The organism is Luteimonas arsenica (genome assembly GCF_004352825.1).
Taxonomy (GTDB): domain Bacteria; phylum Pseudomonadota; class Gammaproteobacteria; order Xanthomonadales; family Xanthomonadaceae; genus Luteimonas; species Luteimonas arsenica.
The window spans coordinates 1,164,933-1,186,709 of sequence record NZ_SJRW01000001.1; the positions used below are offsets into that span (position 1 = coordinate 1,164,933).

Sequence of the window (21,777 nt, forward strand, 5' to 3'; positions counted from 1 at the left end):
GTGCTTCGTGGTCACGGATGCGCTGTCCTTCAATGTCCTGTATCGCGGTCAGCTTGAGTACCTCCACAGTGAGGGCTTTGACCTCACGCTGATCTGCGGCGGATCAGACGATCAGTTGGACTCGCTCCGGGCGCGGAACGTTGGCCGCGTGGTGGATCTTGGGCTTGTTCGTGCGCCGAGCCTGTGGGCGGATGGCGTTTCGCTGCTGCGCCTGTTGTGGCATTTCTGCTTCCATCGCTACGATCTCGTCCTGACTTCAACGCCTAAAGCGCTGTTGCTTGGCAGCTTGGCGGCCTGCCTGACCCTGCAGAGTCGCCGTGTGGCCTTCTTCCGGGGTCGGGTATACGAGAACTTTCGTGGAATGCGGCGCAAGGTGTTTCGGCTCTTCGACCGCGTCAGTGTTGCCTGTGTGCACGAAGTGCTGTTTGTGTCCCGCTCGCTGATGTCGGAGTTCGTGGCCGAGATCCCTGCAGCCGGACCGAAGGGCCGCGTCTTGGGCAATGGATCAGGCAACGGGGTCGACACGCTCGCCTTCACGCCGGATGCGGCTCCAGTGGCGCGGGTTGAAGCGATCAGGCAGGAGCTGAATCTGTCTGCCAGCGATTTCGTGATGCTGGTGGTTGGCCGCATATGCAGCGACAAGGGCCTGAATGAGATTGCGCAAGTGGCCGAGCGCCTGGCAGGTTCGGCTGCACGGCTGGTTCTGGTCGGGCCTCCGGAAGGCGAATCGGAAACTGCACAGCTGGGCCAGCTTGTGTCATCGAGGATGGTCCGCCATGTGCCGTTCACGCCTGACGTGGCGTCGTACTTTGCACTGGCCGATGTGCACCTGTTCCTCTCGCACCGGGAAGGCTTCGGCAACGTGGCCATCGAGGCGGCGGCGATGGGCGTGCCGACGATTGCCTTCGACGTCGTTGGCGTTCGCGACAGCGTGGAGCATGGCGTGAGCGGGATCCGGGTGCCGTTCGGTGACGTGGAAGCCGTCGTGGCGGTACTGCAGGAGATGGTCGAGAATCCCGAGCGTACGCGGTTGCGCTTTGCGGGCGCGCGCCAGTGGGCGATTGACCGATTCGCGCGTGAGCGGGTGTGGACAACGTACGCGGACTACTACAGGAAAGTTGGTGTTGGGGTCGAGGTGGAGCATGACTGATCCCCGCTTTGCGCAGCCGGGAGTCCTGGAGCGATGAAGATCAAAGCCGCGCTTCTTGTCGATGGGCACACCCTGAGCAAGTGGCATCAGGAAGCGCTATCTGAGGCTGCCGACCTGCTCGACGTGGTGCTGGTCCTGAACTGCAGCAACACGGTCACGCGCAAGCGGGTGTTCGCCCATGCGGGCTATTACGCACTCAATATTCTGTCAATCCGGAGCGCATTGACCCGAGCACAGCCAGTGGAATTCGGCAGGATCGAAGTATTGACCTTTGATTCGCTGTACTCGGGGGCCTGGCAATCGATCCCCGACGAGATTGTCGACGCGATGCGTGCAAAAGGTGTCGGGACTATCATCAAGTTCGGCATGTCCTTGCTGCGCATGGACAACCTGGATGGCGTAGACGTGTTGTCGTTCCATCATGGCGATCCCCGGTTCTACCGTGGTAGGCCAGCGGGCTTCTATGAGATGCGGAATGATGCCTCCTGTGTAGGCATGATTGTCCAGAAGCTCTCGAACGTTCTGGATGCTGGCGAAGTGCTCGCGCTCGGGCATTCCAAACTGTACCCGTACTCTTACCGGCAAACGATTCAGGGCCTGTACCAGGCATCCCCGGCGCTGTTCCGACGCGCGTTGATGAATTACCGGAACGGCGTGAAGGTTGCGATCAAGCCCAAGGGAAAGAACTACCGCCTGCCCGGCAACTGGACGATCGCGAAATTCTGCGCGCGCATGCTGAGCCGGAAATTCTCCCGTCTGCTGTACGGGGCGCTGTTCGAGAAGAAGTGGAACATCGTGGTGCACGACGATCTGGACGTCTTCGCGCGCACATCCGCCACCGTGTCCAGCGGGCGGCAGCCAAGAATTCCGGAGAAGTACAGCTTCCTGGCCGACCCCTTCTTCTCTGCGGATGGCTCCGTTGTGAGGGCGGAAGCCATGGTGGCCTCCAGCGGACTGGGTGAAATCGTCGAGTTTGACGAAAGCTCCCTCGAGCTCTCGCGCAAGCTGCTGTCGGGGCCGCACTTTTCGTATCCCTACACCGTGACCGACGCCGGCCAGGAGTTCATCCTGCCCGAAGTCGCCGGGCACGAAGCCCCGTACCTGCTCACGCCATCGGGCGACGCGAAGATTCCATTGCGGGGCCTAGAAGACGCCAGGATCGTGGATCCGTCGCTCGTCAGGCACGGGAATCACTACTACCTGTTCGGAGGCCACCCTCAATCGGCGGCCGGCATGCTTTATGTTTACGTGGCCGACGCCTTGGACGGCCCTTACTTGCCGCACCCTATGAACCCCGTGGTGATGGATCCCTCCTGCGCCCGAATGGGCGGCCGCCTGATCCAGCGGGACGGCGCACTGTACCGGTTCGGACAGGACAACTCCGGATCGTACGGAAATGGCATCAGGATCATGCAGGTCACGACGCTGAGTCCTGATGCTTATGAGGAACGCGAAGTCGGTGAATTGCGCTTCTCAGACGCCAAGGGGCCGCACACCGTGGATGTCAGGAACGGCAGGGTGGTGCTCGATTTCTATGTAGAAAAGTTCTCGCTTTTGGCCGGATATCGTCGTTTGGCGGCTGTGTTTCACTCCCGCTTGCGGCGGACTGGCTAGCAATCTCATTGTTGGTGGCCGCCAAAAGCGGGAATTGAGGTTGGCATGCAGGTGATCGATTCTTGGCAGGCTGGAAGTTGGCGACAATGGGAAGAATGGAAATGACGAATGAGATGGGCCACGCGTTGGTGCACCTGGTCCGTGATCTGCACGGTGACGGCTTTATCCCCCTTCACCGCCCAGTCTTTGAAGGCAATGAACGCCAGTACCTCGTCGACTGCATCGACTCCAACTTCGTCTCCTCCGTGGGCGCGAAGGTCATCGAGTTCGAGCAGCACATCGCCGCCTTCACCGGCGCGAAATACGCCATCGCCACCGTCAACGGCACCGCCGCGCTGCACGTCGCCCTGCAGCTGGCCGGCGTCCAGCGCGATGACGAAGTCATCACCCAGGCCCTGACCTTCATCGCCACCTGCAACGCGCTCAGCTACGCCGGCGCCCATCCCGTCTTCGTGGACGTGGATCGCGACACCCTGGGGCTCAGCCCCGAAGCCCTGCGCCGCTGGCTGTCCGAACACGCCGAGCAGCGCGACGGCCAGGCCTGGAACCGTCGCACCGGCCGCCGGATCGCCGCCTGCGTCCCCATGCACACCTTCGGCATCCCGCTGCGCATCGCCGAGATCGTGGCGATCTGCGACGAGTACGGCATCAGCGTGGTGGAAGACGCGGCCGAGTCCCTCGGCAGCTGGGTCGGCGACCGCCACACCGGCACCTTCGGCCGCCTGGCCACGCTCAGCTTCAACGGCAACAAGGTGATCACCACCGGCGGCGGCGGCATGATCATCACCGACGACGAAGCGCTGGCGCGCCGCGCCAAGCACCTGACCACCACCGCCAAGATCCCGCACCCCTACGAGTTCGTGCACGACGAGGTGGGCTACAACTACCGGCTGCCCAACCTCAACGCCGCGCTGGGCTGCGCGCAGATGGAGCGGTTGCCCCGGATGCTGGAGATCAAGGCCGAGGTAGCCGCGCGCTATCGCGGATTCTTCGCCGGCACGGACGTCCGCTTCGTGGAGCCGCTGCCCGGCACCACGGCCAACTGGTGGCTCAACGCCACCGTGCTGGACTCCGAGGCCGACCGCGATGCGCTGCTGGACTACACCAACAGCCGCGACGTGATGACCCGCCCGATCTGGCGGCTGATGTCACGGCTGCCGATGTTCCAGCACTGCCAGCATGACGGGCTGGAGAACTCCCGCTGGCTGGAGGCGCGGGTGGTGAATCTGCCGTCGAGCGTGCCGGAGAGCCAGTTCCACCGGCTGCGGGAGTGACGTTTGTTTCGCTTGTTGCGTATATTGCGAATATTCGCTATGCTTTTCCGCCACCCAGCCTGACCACGGGTCCCGACATGAGCGCAGCCCACAACGAGCTCCCTCCACTCCTCCCCACGCGACAAGACGCCGAGCTGGCCCGCACCAGCAGCCGTCTGTTGGCCGCGTGTATCGGCCAGGGTCCCACGGCCCGGCTCCGGGTGATCGACGGCGAGGACGCGATCGAAGTGCCCGTGGCGGCGCTTCGCATGCTGGTGGACATCCTGGCCAACATGGCGGAAGGCAATGCCATCAGCCTGGTGCCTATCCACGCCGAGTTGACCACCCAGCAGGCCGCGGACTTCCTGGGGGTCTCCCGGCCGCACCTTGTGGGACTCGTGGACAAGGGCCAGATTCCCCACCACAAGGTGGGCACGCATCGCCGCATCTATTTCCGCGATCTCATGGAGTACCGCAAGGAGCGGCTGGGACAGAGTCGGGCCGCCCTGGACGCGCTGGCACAGCAGGCACAAGAGCTGGGCATGGGGTATTGACCGGTGGCTTCGAGCTTCGTGGCGGTGTTCGACGCCTGCGTCCTGTATCCCGCACCGATACGCGACCTGCTCATGCGCCTGTCCGTGACGGGGCTGTTCCGGGCTCGATGGACCGATCGCATCCACGACGAGTGGATTGAAGCCGTCCTGCGTAATCGCGCGGATCTCCAGCGGGCGCAGCTGCAGCGTACGCGCGAGCTGATGGACCAGGCGGTCCCGGATTGCCTGGTGACGGGCTATGAGGGAATCGAACCCACCCTGGAGCTTCCCGATCCTGACGACAGGCATGTACTGGCCGCCGCGATCAAGTGTGGCGCGGGCACCATCGTGACGTACAACCTCAAGGATTTCCCGGAGAAGGTACTTGCCCCGCTGGGGCTTTGCGCGCAGCACCCCGACGAGTTTCTGGAGCACGCCCACGATCTGGATCCCGTGGCTGCCTGCATGGCCGTGCGCGAGGCGCGCGCGTCTTTGAAGAATCCTTCAAGGACGGCTGAAGAACTGCTGGATACCTACCAGGCCTTGGGTCTGGCCACCACCGTGGCGGCGCTGCGATCACATATCGACACACTTTGAGCCCATGCTTTCCCGATGAACATCCTTGACCTGATCGGCCGCACCGCGCCGCTTTTCGACACCGACATCCAGCGTCACGAGGCCGAGCTCTCCGGCCTGGTGCAATCCAGCCGCTTCCTGGTGATCGGCGGCGCCGGCTCCATCGGCCAGGCGGTCACGCGCGAGATCTTCAAGCGCAAGCCGCGTGCGCTGCACGTGGTCGACATCAGCGAAAACAACATGGTCGAGCTGGTGCGGGACATCCGCAGCACGCTGGGCTACATCGACGGCGACTTCCGCACCTTCGCCATCGATTGCGGCAGCCGCGAGTTCGCCGCGCTGATGGCGGCGGGGCAGGGCTACGACTACGTCCTCAACCTCTCCGCGCTCAAGCACGTGCGCAGCGAGAAGGATCCGTTCACCCTGATGCGGCTGATCGAGGTGAACGTGCTCAACACCATCAGCACCATCGCCCAGGCGCAGGCGGGCAGGGCGCGCAAGTATTTCTGCGTGTCCACCGACAAGGCGGCCAACCCGGTCAACATGATGGGTGCCAGCAAGCGGATCATGGAGATGTTCCTGATGCGCGCGAGCCTGGAACTGCCGATCTCGACGGCGCGGTTCGCGAACGTGGCGTTCTCCGACGGCTCGCTGCTGCACGGTTTCAACCAGCGCTTCGCCAAGCGGCAGCCGATCTCGGCGCCGAATGACGTGCGCCGCTACTTCGTGACCCCGCAGGAGTCCGGCGAGTTGTGCCTGAGTTCGTGCCTGCTGGGCGGCAACCGGGACATCTTCTTCCCGAAGCTGAGCGAGGAGCTGGACCTGACGCGGTTCTCCGACATCGCGGTCCGGTTCCTGGAGTCGCTGGGCTTCAAGCCCCATGAGTGCGCCAGCGAAGACGAGGCGCGTGACCGCGCAAGCGAGCTGATCGCGGCCAAGAAGTGGCCGGTGTACTTCTTCGCCAGCGACACCACGGGCGAGAAGGACTTCGAGGAGTTCTTCACCGATGCCGAGACGCTGGACATGGACCGCTTCGGGAACATCGGCGTGATCCTCAATGAGCCGGAGTTCGACGACGAGCGACTGGGGTATTTCCTGACCACGATCGAGGCGATCCGCTCGGGCAAGACCTGGGACAAGCCCGAGATCGTCGACCTCTTCAACCACATGATCCCGGACTTTGCCCACAAGGAAACGGGCAAGTATCTGGATAGCAGGATGTAGTAAGATATACAGTCGCTGCGTGTATATCTGGAGGTTGAAATGAAGGTGGCCAAATGGGGTAACAGTCTGGCCGTGCGCCTGCCTGTCGCCGTGGTCGAGACCTTGCAGCTGGCCGAGGGCGACGAGATCGAACTGCTCGCGGGAGATTCCCGCACCCTTACCGTGAGCCGCAAGCCCGGCATCGAAGAGATGCTGCAGCGCCTGCGTCGGTTCCGGGGCCGTCTGCCCGAGGATTTCAGGTTCGATCGGGACGGGCTGCATGAGCGTGAATGACGAGGCGTTCCTCGACACGAACGCCCTTGTCTACTTCGCCGCGGCGGATGCCGGCCGGGCGGCGCGGGTAGAGGCGCTGCTGCTGGCAGGAGGCATTGTCAGCGTGCAGGTACTCAACGAACTGACCCTGGCCTGCCTGCGCAAGCTGGGAATGGATTGGGCCGAAGTGGACGAGGTGCTGGCCACGGTCCGCACTGCGTGCCGCATCGAGCCCTTGACGGAGACCACCTACGACCTGGGCAGGCAGCTGGCCGAGCGATACCAGTTCCGCGTATACGACGCCATGATCGTGGCTTCTGCCCTGGAGGCCGGCTGCACCACGCTGTGGAGCGAAGATATGCATCACGGCCTGCGGGTGGCGGGACAGCTGCGCATCCGCAACCCGTTCTGGCCCGACTCCGTGCAGGAGCCGCGCGCCCGCGAACAGCCGCCCTGACCCGCAGCAACTTCCTGCACGCGAACACGATGCAGATTTCTCTTCCTTTCGCGCTTCTGCGCCTTCGCGAGACCCTGGCCGCCAATGCAACGCTTCCTGGACATCTTCTTTTCGGGCCTCGCCCTGCTGGTGCTTTCCCCGCTGCTGGTGCCGATCGCCATCGCCTTGCGCCTGACCGGCGAGGGCGAGGTGTTCTACGTACAGCAGCGCGTGGGACGCGGTGGCCGCATGTTCGGCCTGTACAAGTTCGCCACCATGCTCAAGAACAGCCCGAACCTGGGCACCGGGACCGTGACCGTGAAGCACGACCCGCGCGTGCTTCCGCTGGGCCGCTGGTTGCGCAAGACCAAGATCAACGAGTTGCCGCAGCTGCTGAACATTTTCAAGGGCGACATGAGCATCGTGGGCCCGCGCCCGCAGACGCAGCGCTGCTTCGACGCATTCCCGATGCGATCGCAGGCCGAAATCATGAAGGTGCGCCCGGGGCTGTCCGGAATCGGCTCCATCGTCTTCCGCGACGAAGAGGACCTGATGCACGCCAGCGCCGAACCCGAGCGCTTCTACGATGACGTGATCATGCCCTACAAGGGCCTGCTGGAAGAGTGGTACGTGGCGAACCAGGGGCTGTGGACGTACCTGTGCTGCATCGTGGTGACGGCATGGGTGGTGCTGGTGCCGGGCTCGACCGTGTTCTGGCGCGTGTTCCGCGGATTGCCGATGCCGCCTGCGGAGCTGGTGGCGGCGGGTGGGGCGGTGGGCGCGCCCGTCTCGGCTGCGACTGTAGCCGCAGCTCGCACATCGGCATCGGAATGACACCGCGCGAGCGCTACCGCCAGGTGGCGAGGCTGCACATGCGCTGCCTGGACCAGGGCTTCCTTGCCACGCTGGGCGAAGGCTTCCTGGCGCTGATGTACGAAGCGATCGATCGCACGGAGGGAGCCACGCTGCTGGTCGCCGAGGATGGGGGCCAGGTGCAGGGCTTCATCACCGGTGGCGTGGGCATGCGGCCGATCTACAGCCGGATGATGCGCAGTCCGATGCGCCTGGGCCTGGCGCTGGCACCGGCGATGCTGCGGCCGGCCAAGGTGCGGCGGATCCTCGAGATCGTCCGCTACTCCGGTGACGGTGGCCTGCCCGAAGGACTGCCGGATGCAGAGCTGCTCAGTTTGGCCGTGGCGCCGGAGTGGCGCGGGAAGGCGGTGGCCGACGGACTGTATCGACGGCTCGTGGAAGATTTCCGGAAGCGTGGAGTGGATGCGTTCCGCATTACCGTGGGCGAGGCGCTGGCGCCGGCGCACCGGTTCTACCAGCGCATGGGCGCGACCGTGGCCGGCGAGGTGGAGGTGCATGGTGGTGAGACGTCGAAGGTATATGTGCATCGGGTTTGACCGGATGCCGCGTTGCGGGGGCTGCGACGCGTGTTGATGACCGACATCCTGCTGGCGGTGGTCGCGCTGGTGGTTGGCGTGGTCCTGGCGCGGCGCGCGGGCCCGGTGGCCCGGGTGCTGCTGTTTGGGTCGGCGATGCTGGTTTCCGGATTGCTGTTCATGCCGGGGGAACAGATCACCGGCTTCATTGGGCGCGATGGCGAGCTGTTCCTGCGGCGGCTTGCGGCGCATACACCCTGGGGCGTTTCCGACTGGACCCACTTCCTGATCTTCGTGTGGCTGGGCCTGCTGCTGTGGCTGGCGCGGGCGGACCTGCGCGGGTGGAAGGGTTGGATGCTGGTGGTGGGGCTGGCGGTGGCCGCGGAGCTGGCGCAAGGCCTGACGCCGTCCAGGGAGCCGCGGGTGGATGATGTGCTGGTGAATCTGGCGGGTGGGATGGTTGGGGTGGTGATGGGGATCGGGGTGCGATGGGTCGCCGGGCGGCGACGCGAACAGCGTTAGTTGCGATCGCGGAGTGTCGGAGGGAGGGGGAGCATGACCAGACTGATGCTGGCTGCAGCCATGGCGATCCTGTTCGCCGCAGGCCCGGCCGCCGCGCACAGCGGTGGCCTGGACAAGCATGGCTGCCATACCAATCGAAGCACCGGGGAATACCACTGCCATCGAGGGCCGGATGCCGGAGCCTCGCGTCCGGCCGTGCCGAGGCAGGAGTTGCAGAGGCCTGCGTCTGACGGTGCGGCGCCTGCGCGGGCTGCGCCAAGGACGCGGCCCTTCGCCAACTGCGCGGAGGCGCGCGCGGCGGGCGCGGCGCCGGTCAGGCGAGGGGAGCCCGGGTATGGGCCGCATCTGGATCGGGACAACGATGGGGTGGGGTGCGAGCCGTATCGGGGGAGGTAGGGGCTGCTGCCTCTGCGGAGCAGTTCAAGAACTGTCGGAACCCGTAACCACCAGCGTGATACCACCCCGCACCGTCCCCGTCCCCTCACTCCTGCAGACGATCGAGAACGCAGCAGCCTCGCCCGGCTGCAGCCCCAAGTCCGGCACCTTCATGGCCAGCTGTGTCCGGGTGTTCGACAGGTTCATCTTCCGCCACGCCGTGCGCAGCGCCCCGTAGCGTTCGCGCGCGCCCGCCGCGCCATGTTCCATGTGGCTGCCGGACAACGTGGCCGTAAGGTCGCGAAGCAGCGCGAACTGCTCCTCGAGCCTCGGGCCATCTCCCTCGCTGGTGAAGCGGAATCCCGTGCGGTCGGGCTCGAGCCTGCCGCGTCCTTCTCCCAGCGTCATGATCTCGACCCGGCGCAGCAGCTCCCGCTCCCGGCCGGAGTCCTCGCGCACCCGGTGATTGGCCAGGGCTGGCAGTGGTAGCCGGAGCAGTTCGTCCCGCTCCAGCGCGACGAGTTCGATCAGGTCGGCTGCGTTGGGTTGATGCACGATCTGGAAGGCGTAGGGCTGTCCCTGGCCGACGATGTGCAGGTTCTGCTGCGCGACGCGTTGGTCGATGCGCGGGTCCAGTGCATGGAGGTCGATGGGCAGGTCGGGCGGGCTGAACGACCAGAGGCGCGCGAAGAGGCATTTGTGGCCCGATTCGGTGTGCGGCACGCGGTAGGTGTGCTGGACGAGGCCGCTGCTGCCCGGCAGCAGGATGCCTTCGTGCTGGGTGGTCGCGATGTGGGTGGAGAAGCGCGTGTCGAAGCCGAGCGTGGGGTCGCTCAGGAACAGCTCCAGCTTGGGGTAGGGCACGGCCAGGTCGCCGCCGTTGTGGATCTGCACCACGATCCGGTAGGACCGCCCTGCCACCAGCTCATTGGTGTGGCTGCCCGGACCGGGGAAGGCATGGGCCGGATAGAGTTGGATGTCCGGCGAGTGCCAGTGCACCCCGCCGACCAGCGGGCGGGCGCCCGTATCGCCGGCTTGCGAGCGGATGTGCAGGAACGAGGTGTCCCTGAATTCCCGCGGTGGCATGCGGTATCCGCGGCTGCGTGCGCGCTCGGCGAGGGCGGGCACGGCTTCATCCAGGTACCGTTCGCGCGACTCGCGGAGTTCCTGCACGTAGGCCTCCATCGCGCGGGTCGTATCGGTGGGCATGGCGGGTCCTCAGGTCTGCGGAAGCAGGGTGATGCGCACCGGCGACTGGCTGGTGCCGCCTTGAAGCTCCGACGGGTGGTTCGGGGGGTCGGCACGGGCGTCCTTCACCTGCGCCCAGCAGAGGTAGGCGTATCCGCGGTCCGCATCCAGGTTGAAGGCAGGCACCCGGTCGCCACGTGCCACACGGGCATGGATCTCCGCGGTGAGATCCAGCGCGTTGCCGAGCGTGGCGCTGCCGCGATCCGCGGCCAGGCTTTGCAGCTCGGCGAGGCGCATCGCGTCGTCACCATCTTCGGGTGGATCCGAAGCGGCCCCGAGCGCCGTCAGACGCTCGATGAACTCTTGGTCCAGCGGGATGCGCCCGAACAGGTAGTGCAGCGGCGTCGCCGAGAAGTAACTGAGCGGGGCCTCGCGGGTGCTGCGCAACTCGGGCCCGGAATCCGGATAGATCAGGTGACGTTCGAGGTTGAAGTACTTCTCCCAGTCCGTCCACGCCAGTTCGGCGGCCATGTCCCGGGCGGGCATGTGGCCGCGCAGGTTGATCGCCGAGCGGAGGGTGGAGTCGGGATTGCCGGTGTCTTGGAACTGGTGGAACCTGGGTTCATCGAGATGCTGCTGCATGGGGTAGGCGAGCCCCTTCAGCGCGACGGCAAGGCGGAAGGTCTGGAAGGCGTTGTACAGGTGGTCGTAGATCAGGCTCAGTGCGGCACGGATCCCCGCCGTCGTGAGCGTGGCCAGCATGCCGATCAGGGCGTCAAGCAGTGCGGCCGCGGCCAGGACCGCGCCCAGCAGCGCCGCGGCCAGGGCCTTGAAGATGGACAGGATGCTGAAGCTTCCCGCCGAGTTGATGGCGTCGGCGAGCATCTCTCCGACCGCACCCAGGTTGTCCGTCGCCTTCTCCCACACTTCCGCGATCTCCGCGCTCAGGGAATAGGGGACGGGGGGCGGGAGCACGCCGGTGTCGGTCGCGCTGGTCCACCAGCGGTAGTAGAAGCGGTAGGCGCTGTCGATGTCGGCCGTGCCGATCGGCCTTCCGTACGCGCCGTCCTGCGCAGGGTAGACCTCGTTGATGGTGTCCACGATGAGCTGCGCCAGCGCGCCGGGAAGTACGGTGTGCGCATCCGGCGACGGTGTGCCATCGAAATTGAAGTTGTAGAAGATGTGCAGCTTCGAGGTGTTGAGGTCGCGGGTGTCGAAGGCGTGCAGGTGGCAGACGTCCTGGTAGTTCTCGCCCGTCTTGTGGCGCTGGCCGTGGTTGCGGTACGGGCCGCCGGAATTGACGTTGACGAACGGATGGCCGACGACGTCGGTGGTGAAGTGCGTCAGGTGGCCGAGCGCGTACAGCAGCAGGCGCTTGTCGTCGCTCTGTCGCGCGTTCCTGAACAGCGTTTCGAGATAGCGGTTGGTCTTGCGGTAGTGGAGCGCGTCGAACCACCACCAGTTGCCGGGTTCCTCGCCGTCGCCGAGCGGGCTGCTGAGTACGTCCATGAGGGACAGCTCGGAAACGTAGCGCTTGGTCATCTCGATGATGTCGGCGCCCAGCGCATCCACGACCTGCTGCATCTGCTGCAGCAGCTGGGTGACCTCGGTCAGCGTGGACGAGGAGGTGATGACCTGGTCGGCGGCGAGTTGTGCCGTTTCGATCACCCTGATGACTTCGTCCGGCACCAGTTCGAGGATGGACTGCCGGAACGCCTCGATGCGGTCGTAGACCTCGTGGTAGGCGTTGACGAAGTCGGCGACCGGCAGGTCGGTCCAGTCCCGCGTGTTGAAGAACAGGATGTCGGGACCCTGGCAGCCGAGGAAGAAGTAGGGGAGGTTGGCGGGATCGTCGAGCAGCGCCTGGAGCGTTGCGTAGTCCGCGTCCTGGCCCAGGCCCGAGCCGGCGTGGATGGCCGCCCGGAGCTGTTCCCCGAGCAGGTGGTGCAGAGCGGGTCCGGACATGAAGCCTCCCGGCTTTTCTGGACACCCCTGCGTGGAAGCCAACGCAGGGTCTGTTCCGGATCGGTCAGCCCCGGTGGGCGCCCATGACGGTCAGCCCTGCAAGGCCCTTACCGCTGCGGCCGCATTCCCCCGAACGCCTCCAGCGCTCCGGCCCGGCTCGCGGCCAGATCCACGACCGGCCTCGCCGGATAGTCCCCCATCCCCGCGCGCTCCGCCGCCGCCGCTTCCCACGGCGCGTGCCGCGCCTTCGCCGGCAGCGCCCGCAGCTCCGGCACCCAGCGCGCGATGTACTCGCCCTGCGGATCGAACTTGCGCGCCTGCAGCACGGGGTTGAACACGCGGAAGTAGGGCGCGGCGTCCACGCCGGTGCCCGCCACCCACTGCCAGCCCAGGGTGTTGTTGGCGAGGTCGGCGTCGACCAGGGTGTCCCAGAACCAGCGCGCGCCGTGGCGCCAGTGGATGCGCAGGTTCTTGGTCAGGAAGCTGGCGACGATCATGCGCACGCGGTTGTGCATCCAGCCGGTGGCCCAGAGCTCGCGCATGCCGGCATCGACGATGGGCACGCCGGTGCGGCCGCGCTGCCACGCCTGCAGCAGGGCGGGATCGGGCTGGAGCCAGGGGAAGTCGTCGAAGCGCGGGTTGAAGTTGGCGTCCGGCGTCTGCGGGAAATGGTGCAGTACGTGGTGGGCGAACTCGCGCCAGCCCAGTTCGCGCACGTAGGCCGCGCGTTCGTCCGGAGGGCCGGCGTCCGCCAGCGTTTCGACGATCCGCCAGGGCGCGATCTCGCCGAAGTGCAGGTGCGGGGACATGCGCGAGGTGAGGGCGCGGTCGGGGCGGTCGCGGCCGCTGTTGTAGTCGTGCAGGCCGGCGGCAGCGAACTCCTCGAGGGCGGCCTCGGCGCCGCGTTCGCCGGGCGTCCAGTGGTGCCAGAAGCTCTCGTCCCAGCGCGGGGTCGGCTGCAGGCCGAGGGCATCGATCGTGGTCTCGCCCGGCAGCGCGTCGAAGTGCGGGAGCTGGTCGGGCGCGTGCAGGGTGGGCTGCGGCTTCCACGCGGCCAGCGCGGCCTTCCAGAACGGCGTGAACACGCGATAGGGATCGCCTGCGCGGGTTTCTAGCTGCCAGGGTTCGAACAGGAGGCTGCCGTTCCACGCCTCCGCGCGCAGCCCTTGCGCGCGCAGCGCGCGGCGGATGTCGGTGTCCCGCGCTTCGATCGCCGGCTCGTGGCGGCGGTTCCAGAACACCGCGGCCGCCCCGGTGGCGGCGGCCGCGGCCTGCAGGGCAGCGAGGCTGTCACCTGCGAACACGTGCAGGCGGGAGCCACGCTGCCGCAGCTCTGCATCCAGCGCGATGAGCGAGCGGTGCCGCCAGGCGCCCGACGCCGCGCCGGGCATCCACGCGCCGTCCTCATGCGGCGCGTGGATGTAGACCGGGAGGGGGGCGAACCCGGCCCGCAGGGCGGCGTGGAGCGTGGGCTGGTCCCGCAGGCGGAGATCGCTGCGGAACCAGATGAGCGCGGTCGGACGGGTCAAGGCAGGATCAGGCCCGGCGGCGCGCTTCTGAACCCACCTCGCCGGCGCTGCCGGCCTGCAGCAGGGGGAGGATCTGCCACAGGGCCGACAGCCCGACCAGCACGTAGACCACGCGCGCCAGCAGCGCGTCCTGGCCGCCGAAGAGGGTGGCCACCAGGTCGAACTGGGCGACGCCGACCAGGCCCCAGTTGATGCCGCCGACGATGACCAGCGCGAGGGTCACGATGTTCAGGATTTTCATGCGATGTCTCCAGGTTGCCAGGGAAAAGGCGCGGGTCAGTTGCCCGGCATCAGGACGCTGTCGATGACGTGGATGACGCCGTTGCTGGCGGTCACGTCCGCCTTGACCACGGTCGCGCTGTCCACGGTGACGCCGCCGTCCGTGGCGCGGATGTCGACGCTGTCGCCATTGACGGTGGTGGCCGTGTCCATCGCGGCCACGCGGGCGGCAGGGTAGCTGCCGGGCACCACGTGGTAGGTGAGGATGGCGACGAGCTTGTCCTTGTTTTCGGGCTTGAGCAGTTCGTCGACGGTGCCGGCCGGCAGCGCGGCGAAGGCGGCGTCGGTCGGTGCGAACACGGTGAACGGGCCGGCGCCCTTGAGGGTGTCGACCAGGCCGGCGGCCTGCAGCGCGGCGGCCAGGGTCTTGAACTGCCCGGCGGCGATGGCGGTGTCGACGATGTCGGCCTGGGCGCGGGTCTGGGCGGGGCTGGCGCTGTCCGCGGTGGGAGCGGCGAGGGCGAGCGGTGCGGCCAGGCCGAGGGCAAGGGCGATGGCCAGGGTGCGGATGGGTGCGGTGGAACGGGTCATGGGATCTCTCCGGTGGGTCAGGGCGCCAGTCTCGGCCCCGACCGGTTAGATTTCTGTACAAGTTATACATGTACATGTGTTGTACATTCGCGAGCATGTTTCCCGTCAAGGCCGCCGCCGAGCTGAGCGGGCTCACACCCGAAACCCTGCGCGCGTGGGAACGGCGCCATGCCGCGGTCGCGCCGCACCGGGATGCGAAGGGGCGGCGCCTGTACGACGCGGCGATGGTGGAGCGGCTCACCCGCCTGCATCGCCTGACCGACCGGGGACATCCGATCCGCGACGTGGCGGGGCTGGACGACGACGCCCTCGAGGCGCTGCTGGAAGAAGGCCACCAGGCCGGGTACGGCGGCGTGGAGACGCTGCCCGGGCGGATGCTCGACGCCATCGCGGATTACCAGGTGGATGTGTTCGACCGCGAGCTGTCGGTGGCGATCACGACCCTGCCGGTGCCGGTCCTGGTGGCGCGCGTGGTGGCGCCGCTGCTGCGCGAGGTGGGCGTGCGCTGGGCCGACGGGCGCCTGGCGATCGCGCAGGAGCGGCTGGTCAGCAGCCTGCTGCGGGCGCGCCTGCTGTCGGTGCTCAACCAGCATCCGCGCGAGCGGCGGCCGCGGGTGCTGTTCGCGACGCTGCCGGGCGAGGGCCACGAGCTGGGGTTGCTGGGGGCGGCGCTGCATGGCTACGAGGCCGGCATCCCGGTGCTGTACCTGGGCACGGAGCTGCCGGCGCTGGAGATCGCGCGCGTGGCCGCGCGGCTGGGTGCGGCGGCGGTGGCGTTGAGCTCGATCGATCCGGTGCAGGCGCCCGCCGCGCTGGCCGAGCTGCGCGTGCTCGATGGCGCGCTGGATCCCACGGTGCCGGTCTGGGTCGGCGGCGCGAACGCGCGCTACCTTGCCGAGGCGCTGGGCATCACGCGCATCCAGGCGGTGACCGATCCCGGCGCGTTAGCGCGGCTGTCGCGGCGCGGGCGGCGCTGACCGTTCGTACGACGGAATCAGGGTCGGGCATGTACTGAAGGGTGCGAGCTGGCGGACGGTGGCGTCTGCGACTCACCAGATCAGATCGTCAGGGACCTGGAACTGCGCGTAGTAGGCGTCGTCTTCGGGGCTGGCGGCTTCGTCCGGGGCATCGCCGGGCTGGCCATGGTCCAGCACGATCATCTCCGGTGCCCGTTCGCGCACCTTGTCGGCGGCAGGACGCGGCAGCAGTTCGTAGCGGTCGCCGATGGCGACGATCACCAGGGCGCCGGATGACAGCTTGCCGCGAAGCTCTTCATTGACCAGCAGGCTGCGGATCGCGCCGTTGGCGGTGAAGCGGTACTCGCTTTCCCCGCTGCGCGGCACTTTCTTGTCCTCGATGATCTGGCGCGCCTGGGCCTGCAGCTCGGCAACGCGCGCCTGGGCCTTGCGTTCGGCCTCCAGGGCGCGGTCGCGTTCGGCCTTCTCGACGCGCGCGCGCTCGGCCTCCCGCTGGATCTCGTTGGGACCCGACGGCTTCTTGCCGTGGCGGGCCTTGTTCTGCTCGCGCGCTACTTCGGCGAGCTTGGATTTCTTGACCAGGCCCGCCTTGAGCAGCTGTTCCTGGAGCGGGTTTCCCTTTGCCATGTCTCGACTTCTTGCTGCGTGTCCGTATCCAATCATAATCGCGACTGCACCCCCGATCGTGGATGATCACGGTCGGGATGTACCTGGGACCTGAGCGTGCTCGCATCGATCGAACCGGACTGGCAGCTGCTTCCGCGTGACTTTTACCGGCGGCATCCGACGCTGGTGGCGCCCGAGCTGCTGAACAAGATCCTGGTCCGCGCCGACGGCCGCGCGGGCCGCATCGTCGAGGTCGAGGCCTACGCGGGCAGCGAGGATCCGGCGGCGCACTCCTTCCGCGGAATGACGGCGCGCAACGCGACGATGTTCGGCGAGGCCGGGCATCTCTATGTCTACTTCACCTACGGCATGCACTGGGGCAGCAACGCGGTCTGCGGCGAGGTGGGCGAGGGCACGGGCGTGCTGCTGCGCGCGATGGAGCCGCTGCGCGGGCTGGAGGTGATGCGGCCGCTGCGGCCGGCGGCGCGCCGCGACCGCGACCTGGCCAGCGGGCCGGGCAAGCTGTCGCAGGCGATGGGCATCACGCGGGAGTTGGACGGCGCCGACCTGGTCACGGCGGAACGGGGCATCGGCATCGTCTCCGACGGCATGCCACCGCCGCGCAGGCCGGCGGTGGGGCCGAGGATCGGCATCAGCCGTGCGGTCGAGCTTCCCTGGCGCTGGCACGTGCCAGGCCACCTGCACGTGTCGGGGCGGCGGCGGGCTTCGTGATCGCGAGCCTGCCTGCTGCCCGGGGGCGATATCATCCATGTTTTCCCCGGAGCCTCCGCGCATGAAAGTCCTCGTCACCGGCACCGCCGGCTTCATCGGCAGCCATGTCGCCCTCAAGCTGCTGGCGCGCGGGGACGAAGTCATCGGCTTCGACAGCCTCAATGACTACTACGACGTCAACCTGAAGAAGGCGCGGCTGGCGCGCTTCATGGACCATCCGGGCTACACCCACGTGCAGGCCGACCTGTCCGACCGGGGCGCGGTGGAAGATGTCTTCGCGAAGCACAAGCCTGATCGCGTCGTGCACCTGGCGGCGCAGGCGGGCGTGCGTTATGCGGCGGAGAACCCGCACGTCTACGTGTCGAGCAACGTCACCGGCACCCTGCACATCCTGGAGGGCTGCCGCCACCACGGCGTGCAGCATCTGGTGTTCGCTTCGACGAGTTCGGTCTATGGCGCCAACCTGGACATGCCGTTCAACGAGCACCAGGGCACCGAGCATCCGCTGACGCTGTACGCGGCCACCAAGAAGGCCAACGAGATGATGGCGCACTCGTATGCGCACCTCTACGGCATTCCATGCACGGGCCTGCGCTTCTTCACCGTGTACGGGCCCTGGGGACGGCCGGACATGGCGCTGTTCCTGTTCACGAAGGCGATCCTGGCCGGCGAGCCGATCAAGGTCTTCAACCACGGCCATCACCGCCGCAGCTTCACCTACGTCGACGACATCGTCGAAGGCGTGGTGCGCGCGCTGGACCGGGTGCCGGCGGCGGACCCGGCGTGGAAGGGCGAAGCCCCTGATCCGGGCTGCAGCGGCGTGGCGCCGTACCGGATCTACAACATCGGCAACGAAGAGCCGGTGGAGCTGCTGCGCTACATCGAGGTGCTGGAGCAGTGCCTGGGCAAAAAGGCGGTGATGGAGCTGCTGCCGCTGCAGGCCGGCGACGTGCCCGATACCGAGGCCGATGTCTCCGCCCTGGTGGCCGACGTGGGCTATCGCCCGCAGGTCGGGGTGGAGGAGGGCGTGGCCAACTTCGTGCGCTGGTACCAGGACTACTACCGGGCCTGACGCTTTGCGGCACCCGCTCCGGCACTGGCCGTCGGAGTAAGGCAAACACTCTTGTTGCGACGCAGCAAAGCCCGTAAAATTAATACCTTGCCGCCTCGGTCGTCATCCTTCGTGCATGCGAGGGATGGCAGGATGGGCGCGGATCGGTATGCGGATGCGTTTTCCCGCCGGAGCCCGCGCTCGTTGGCCCGCATCTTGCTTGGCACTCGGTTGGGGGTGCCTCGCCTGCCCTGCCGAAGCCGCGAAGGAAGGGAATGGAGTCGTGATGGACTGGATGCTGGAGATCGGATTGGGCCACGCGCTGGTTGCCGCCGTGGTGGCTTGGGGTGTCCTGAGAATCCTCCATCCGCTGGCGCCACGCCTGAACCTGCTCGACTTCCCCCAAGGCCGCAAGGACCACGCGCACCCAACGCCGATCATCGGCGGCCTGGCGATGGTCGCCGGCGTGATGCTGGTGACCCTGCTGTTCATGCCCGGCTTTGCGTCGGAGACGCTGGTGTCGTTCTGGGGTGCCTCGCTGCTGCTGGTGGCCACCGGCCTGTACGACGACCGCTTTGACCTGCGGTGGTACTGGCGCGTGCTCGCCCAGGCGGTGGCCGCCCTGATCATGGTCTACGGCGCAGGCGTGCGCGTGGAGAACCTCGGCGGCATCTTCGGCACGGGCGACCTGGGCTGGATCTCGGTGCCCTTCACCGTGTTCGCCACCGTGGGCATCATCAACGCGATCAACATGGTCGACGGTGCCGACGGCCTGGCCGGCTCGCTGGTGGCGGCCTGTCTGGTGATGCTCGCCGCGGCGGCGACCTATGCGGGCAATCCTTCCCTGGCGACGATCTCGCTGGTGATCGCAGGCGTGGTGTTCGCCTTCCTGCTCTACAACATGCGCTTCCCCTGGCAGCCGCGCGCCAAGACCTTCATGGGCAACGCCGGCAGTGCTTGGCTGGGCCTGGTGGTGGCCTGGGTGGTGTTCCGCCTGACCCAGAATGCCGGCCACCCGGTGAACCCGGTGCTGGCGCTGTGGCTGATTCCCATCCCGGTGATGGACTGCCTGGTGCTGACCGTGCGCCGCACGCGCGAAGGGCGCTCGCCGTTTGCCGCCGGCCGCGACCACATCCACCACTTCATGCAGGACGCCGGCTTCGGGCCGACGCAGGCCGCGATCGCGCTGGCGTTCTTCAGTCTTTGCACCGGCCTGGTCGCCGGCCAGATGATGCGCCTGGACGTGCCCAATTCGCTGATCCTGCTGGCGTTCCTGGGCCTTTGCGTGGGCTGGTACCTGCTGAGCAGCCGGCGCGCCCTGGTTCTGCGCTTCTTCGCCGTGATCCGCGCGCTGCCGGTGTTCGGTCCCGTGAAGGCGCCGCGTCAGCCGCCCGGTAGCGGCACCGGTACGGGCGGCCACGGCACCGGACTCGGCGCCGACGACCCGGGCCATGACCAGGCGGTCAACGACCTGGCCGACCGCCGCGAGCGTATGCGCTTACGAGACGTCGCCTGAAGCACCGGGTTCCGCCATCATGGCGGGCCCCGAGCCTGCCCGGATGGCGGAATCGGTATACGCAGGGGACTTAAACTCCCTGGGCCAATGGTCATTGTGGGTTCGAGTCCCACTCCGGGCACCACATCTTCTGCATATCGTCGCGCCTGGCACGAGAGGCCATGCGCATTCAGTGCGCGGCCGGTGCGCGCGTCTTCTGGCGTTGGCCCCCCTGCGCACCCGTGACCCGGGCCGCGCCATCGGCCCGGGTGGCGAAACCAGGTATACGCAGGAGACTTAAAATCTTCCGGCCGCAAGGCCATGTGGGTTCGATTCCCACCCCGGGCACCAGCTTTCGCGATCAAGGGAGTCGGAAAGTGCTGCCACGCAGCCTTGCCACCGGCTTGTGTGATCATGGCAGCAGCGCCGCCGGGGCGCGCGTCCAACCCGTTCCTACGATGAGCTATCGCTACAGCGTCTGGTTCGCCTGCATCGCCTTCACCGTGCTCAGCATCGCGCTGGCGCTGTCCTGGTCGCCGAACTGGTGGTGGGGCGCGGCCATCGCGGGGGCGCTTTCGCTGCTGGGGCTGGTCGACGTGACCCAGCGCACCAGCACGCTGCGCCAGCTGTATCCGGTGATGGCGCACTTCCGCTACGGGCTGGAGTCGGTGGGGCCGGAGATCCGGCAGTACTTCATCGAGCGCGATACCGACGAGGTGCCGTTCTCGCGCGAGCAGCGGGCCCTGGTCTACCAGCGGGCGAAGCGGGTGCAGGACACGGTGCCCTTCGGCACGATCCACGACGTCTACGGCAAGGACTACGAGTGGATCAACCATTCGCTGGTGCCGACCCATCTGGCCGACCACGATTTCCGGGTAACGGTGGGCGAGGGCGGGGCGGCGCCGTACGAGACCAGCCTGTTCAATATTTCGGCGATGAGCTTCGGCTCGCTGTCGGCCAACGCGATCCGTGCGCTCAACCTGGGCGCGAAGCGCGGGGGCTTCTACCACGACACCGGCGAGGGTTCGATCTCCAGCTACCACCGCGAGCACGGCGGCGACCTGGTGTGGGAGATCGGTTCGGGCTACTTCGGCTGCCGCGATGACGAGGGGCGCTTCGATCCCGGTCGCTTCGCGGCCAATGCCGCGGATCCACAGGTGAAGATGATCGAGATCAAGCTGTCGCAGGGCGCCAAGCCCGGCCACGGCGGAATGCTGCCGGGGGCGAAGGTGACGCCGGAGATCGCGGCCGCGCGCGGGGTTCCGGTGGGCGTGGACTGCGTGTCGCCGGCGCAGCATTCGGCCTTCGGGTCGCCGGTCGGGCTGCTGGAATTCGTGGCCGGGCTGCGCGAGCTGGCGGGTGGCAAGCCGGTGGGCTTCAAGCTGGCCATCGGCCATCCCTGGGAGTGGTTCGCGGTGGCCAAGGCCATGCGCGAGACCGGGATCCTGCCGGACTTCATCGTGGTCGATGGCGCCGAGGGCGGTACCGGCGCGGCGCCGGTGGAGTTCGTCAACCACATCGGCGTGCCCATGCACGAGGCGCTGATGCTGGTGCACAACACCCTGGTGGGCCTGGACCTGCGTGACCGGGTGCGGGTGGCCGCGGCGGGCAAGATCACCACCGCCTTCGACATCGCGCGCACGCTGGCCATCGGCGCGGACTGGTGCAATGCGGGGCGGGGCTTCATGTTCTCGCTGGGCTGCATCCAGTCGCGCAGTTGCCACAATGACCACTGTCCCACGGGCATCGCTACCCAGGATCCGCGCCGCTGGAAGCACCTGGACGTGGAGATCAAGGCCGACCGGGTCGCCCACTTCCATCGCAACACGCTGATCGCGATACGCGACCTGCTGTGCGCGGCGGGGCTGTCGTCACCGGCCGAGCTGGGCCCGGAGCACATCGTGCGCCGGGTGTCGGAGCTGCACGTGAGTTCGCTGGCCAACGTCTACCAGTTCCTGAAGCCCGGCGAGCTGCTGGCCGGCGTGCCGGAGCGGCATGCGGTGTTCAAGGCCTTCTGGGACATCGCCCGCGCCGACACCTTCGCCCCGCCGCCGCGGGTGCTTGAGATGCGGGCCTCGAAGACGCATTGAGCCGTTGGGCG

Annotated in this window: 23 protein-coding genes and 2 tRNA genes; 19 read left to right on the forward strand and 6 right to left on the reverse strand. The window is 67.2% G+C overall.

The features are described 5' to 3' along the window. The first annotated feature begins 7 nt into the window (after positions 1-7). From E2170_RS14000 to E2170_RS14135, 12 genes are all read left to right on the forward strand, one after another. The gene (locus E2170_RS14000; RefSeq protein WP_243708105.1) at positions 8-1,150 is read left to right on the forward strand and encodes a glycosyltransferase; all 1,143 of its coding nucleotides are present in this window, start codon (positions 8-10) and stop codon (positions 1,148-1,150) included. Positions 1,151-1,183: 33 nt separating this feature from the next. Continuing rightward, positions 1,184-2,764, forward strand: coding sequence for a glucosamine inositolphosphorylceramide transferase family protein (locus tag E2170_RS05290; RefSeq protein ID WP_132999550.1), 1,581 nt, complete (start codon positions 1,184-1,186; stop codon positions 2,762-2,764). Between the two features lie 101 nt (positions 2,765-2,865). Continuing rightward, positions 2,866-4,038, forward strand: a complete 1,173-nt coding sequence (locus E2170_RS05295; RefSeq protein ID WP_132999551.1) for a LegC family aminotransferase — start codon at positions 2,866-2,868, stop codon at positions 4,036-4,038. Between the two features lie 77 nt (positions 4,039-4,115). Then, complete coding sequence (locus E2170_RS14225; protein ID WP_132999552.1) at positions 4,116-4,571, forward strand: helix-turn-helix domain-containing protein; 456 nt, start codon at positions 4,116-4,118, stop codon at positions 4,569-4,571. Positions 4,572-4,589: 18 nt separating this feature from the next. Next, the gene (locus E2170_RS05305) at positions 4,590-5,147 is read left to right on the forward strand and encodes a PIN domain-containing protein (RefSeq protein ID WP_243708061.1); all 558 of its coding nucleotides are present in this window, start codon (positions 4,590-4,592) and stop codon (positions 5,145-5,147) included. Positions 5,148-5,162: 15 nt separating this feature from the next. Beyond that, positions 5,163-6,350 carry a UDP-N-acetylglucosamine 4,6-dehydratase gene (locus tag E2170_RS05310; RefSeq protein ID WP_132999554.1) on the forward strand — a complete coding sequence of 396 codons (1,188 nt, stop codon included), beginning with the start codon at positions 5,163-5,165 and terminating at the stop codon, positions 6,348-6,350. 39 nt (positions 6,351-6,389) lie between these two features. Further along, a complete protein-coding gene (locus tag E2170_RS05315) occupies positions 6,390-6,623 on the forward strand; it encodes an AbrB/MazE/SpoVT family DNA-binding domain-containing protein (protein ID WP_132999555.1) in 234 nt (77 codons plus the stop codon). Further along, positions 6,610-7,059: a PIN domain-containing protein gene (locus E2170_RS05320; RefSeq protein ID WP_132999556.1), complete on the forward strand. Its 450-nt coding sequence runs from the start codon at positions 6,610-6,612 to the stop codon at positions 7,057-7,059. The genes E2170_RS05315 and E2170_RS05320 overlap by 14 nt, the downstream gene beginning before the upstream one ends. Before the next feature lie 84 nt (positions 7,060-7,143). Next, the gene (locus E2170_RS05325) at positions 7,144-7,872 is read left to right on the forward strand and encodes a sugar transferase (protein WP_132999557.1); all 729 of its coding nucleotides are present in this window, start codon (positions 7,144-7,146) and stop codon (positions 7,870-7,872) included. After that, positions 7,869-8,447: a GNAT family N-acetyltransferase gene (locus tag E2170_RS05330; RefSeq protein WP_165942165.1), complete on the forward strand. Its 579-nt coding sequence runs from the start codon at positions 7,869-7,871 to the stop codon at positions 8,445-8,447. The genes E2170_RS05325 and E2170_RS05330 overlap by 4 nt, the downstream gene beginning before the upstream one ends. A gap of 36 nt (positions 8,448-8,483) precedes the next feature. Continuing rightward, positions 8,484-8,948, forward strand: coding sequence for a VanZ family protein (locus E2170_RS05335; protein ID WP_132999559.1), 465 nt, complete (start codon positions 8,484-8,486; stop codon positions 8,946-8,948). A gap of 60 nt (positions 8,949-9,008) precedes the next feature. Next, entirely contained in the window at positions 9,009-9,344 is a 336-nt protein-coding gene (locus E2170_RS14135) for an excalibur calcium-binding domain-containing protein (protein ID WP_279432862.1), read from the forward strand. Between the two features lie 24 nt (positions 9,345-9,368). Here E2170_RS14135 and E2170_RS05345 read toward each other — a convergent pair whose 3' ends face one another. The 5 genes from E2170_RS05345 to E2170_RS05365 form a co-directional block, all read right to left on the reverse strand. Beyond that, the gene (locus E2170_RS05345) at positions 9,369-10,532 is read right to left on the reverse strand and encodes a hypothetical protein (RefSeq protein ID WP_132999561.1); all 1,164 of its coding nucleotides are present in this window, start codon (positions 10,530-10,532) and stop codon (positions 9,369-9,371) included. A 9-nt stretch (positions 10,533-10,541) separates the two neighbouring features. Beyond that, on the reverse strand, positions 10,542-12,476 hold the full coding sequence (locus tag E2170_RS05350) for a zinc dependent phospholipase C family protein (protein ID WP_132999562.1): 1,935 nt from the start codon (positions 12,474-12,476) through the stop codon (positions 10,542-10,544). 107 nt (positions 12,477-12,583) lie between these two features. Beyond that, positions 12,584-14,005: a cryptochrome/photolyase family protein gene (locus E2170_RS05355; RefSeq protein WP_132999563.1), complete on the reverse strand. Its 1,422-nt coding sequence runs from the start codon at positions 14,003-14,005 to the stop codon at positions 12,584-12,586. A gap of 7 nt (positions 14,006-14,012) precedes the next feature. Further along, positions 14,013-14,246, reverse strand: a complete 234-nt coding sequence (locus E2170_RS05360) for a DUF378 domain-containing protein (protein WP_132999564.1) — start codon at positions 14,244-14,246, stop codon at positions 14,013-14,015. Between the two features lie 35 nt (positions 14,247-14,281). Beyond that, complete coding sequence (locus E2170_RS05365) at positions 14,282-14,815, reverse strand: fasciclin domain-containing protein (RefSeq protein WP_132999565.1); 534 nt, start codon at positions 14,813-14,815, stop codon at positions 14,282-14,284. A 95-nt stretch (positions 14,816-14,910) separates the two neighbouring features. On the opposite strand from E2170_RS05365, the gene E2170_RS05370 reads away from it, so the two are divergent. Further along, positions 14,911-15,792: a MerR family transcriptional regulator gene (locus E2170_RS05370; protein ID WP_207914919.1), complete on the forward strand. Its 882-nt coding sequence runs from the start codon at positions 14,911-14,913 to the stop codon at positions 15,790-15,792. 72 nt (positions 15,793-15,864) lie between these two features. Here E2170_RS05370 and E2170_RS05375 read toward each other — a convergent pair whose 3' ends face one another. Then, the gene (locus E2170_RS05375; protein ID WP_132999567.1) at positions 15,865-16,419 is read right to left on the reverse strand and encodes a DUF2058 domain-containing protein; all 555 of its coding nucleotides are present in this window, start codon (positions 16,417-16,419) and stop codon (positions 15,865-15,867) included. A 96-nt stretch (positions 16,420-16,515) separates the two neighbouring features. Between E2170_RS05375 and E2170_RS05380 the strand changes: the two genes are divergently transcribed. From E2170_RS05380 to E2170_RS05405, 6 genes are all read left to right on the forward strand, one after another. Further along, positions 16,516-17,130 carry a DNA-3-methyladenine glycosylase gene (locus E2170_RS05380; RefSeq protein WP_132999568.1) on the forward strand — a complete coding sequence of 205 codons (615 nt, stop codon included), beginning with the start codon at positions 16,516-16,518 and terminating at the stop codon, positions 17,128-17,130. A 61-nt stretch (positions 17,131-17,191) separates the two neighbouring features. Continuing rightward, a complete protein-coding gene (locus tag E2170_RS05385; protein ID WP_132999569.1) occupies positions 17,192-18,202 on the forward strand; it encodes an NAD-dependent epimerase in 1,011 nt (336 codons plus the stop codon). Between the two features lie 265 nt (positions 18,203-18,467). After that, complete coding sequence (locus E2170_RS05390; protein WP_165942166.1) at positions 18,468-19,697, forward strand: MraY family glycosyltransferase; 1,230 nt, start codon at positions 18,468-18,470, stop codon at positions 19,695-19,697. Positions 19,698-19,734: 37 nt separating this feature from the next. Beyond that, positions 19,735-19,821 (forward strand) — tRNA-Leu (locus E2170_RS05395). Positions 19,822-19,939: 118 nt separating this feature from the next. After that, positions 19,940-20,027: transfer RNA gene (locus E2170_RS05400), tRNA-Leu, on the forward strand. A 107-nt stretch (positions 20,028-20,134) separates the two neighbouring features. Further along, complete coding sequence (locus tag E2170_RS05405; protein WP_132999571.1) at positions 20,135-21,766, forward strand: FMN-binding glutamate synthase family protein; 1,632 nt, start codon at positions 20,135-20,137, stop codon at positions 21,764-21,766. Positions 21,767-21,777: the final 11 nt, after the last annotated feature.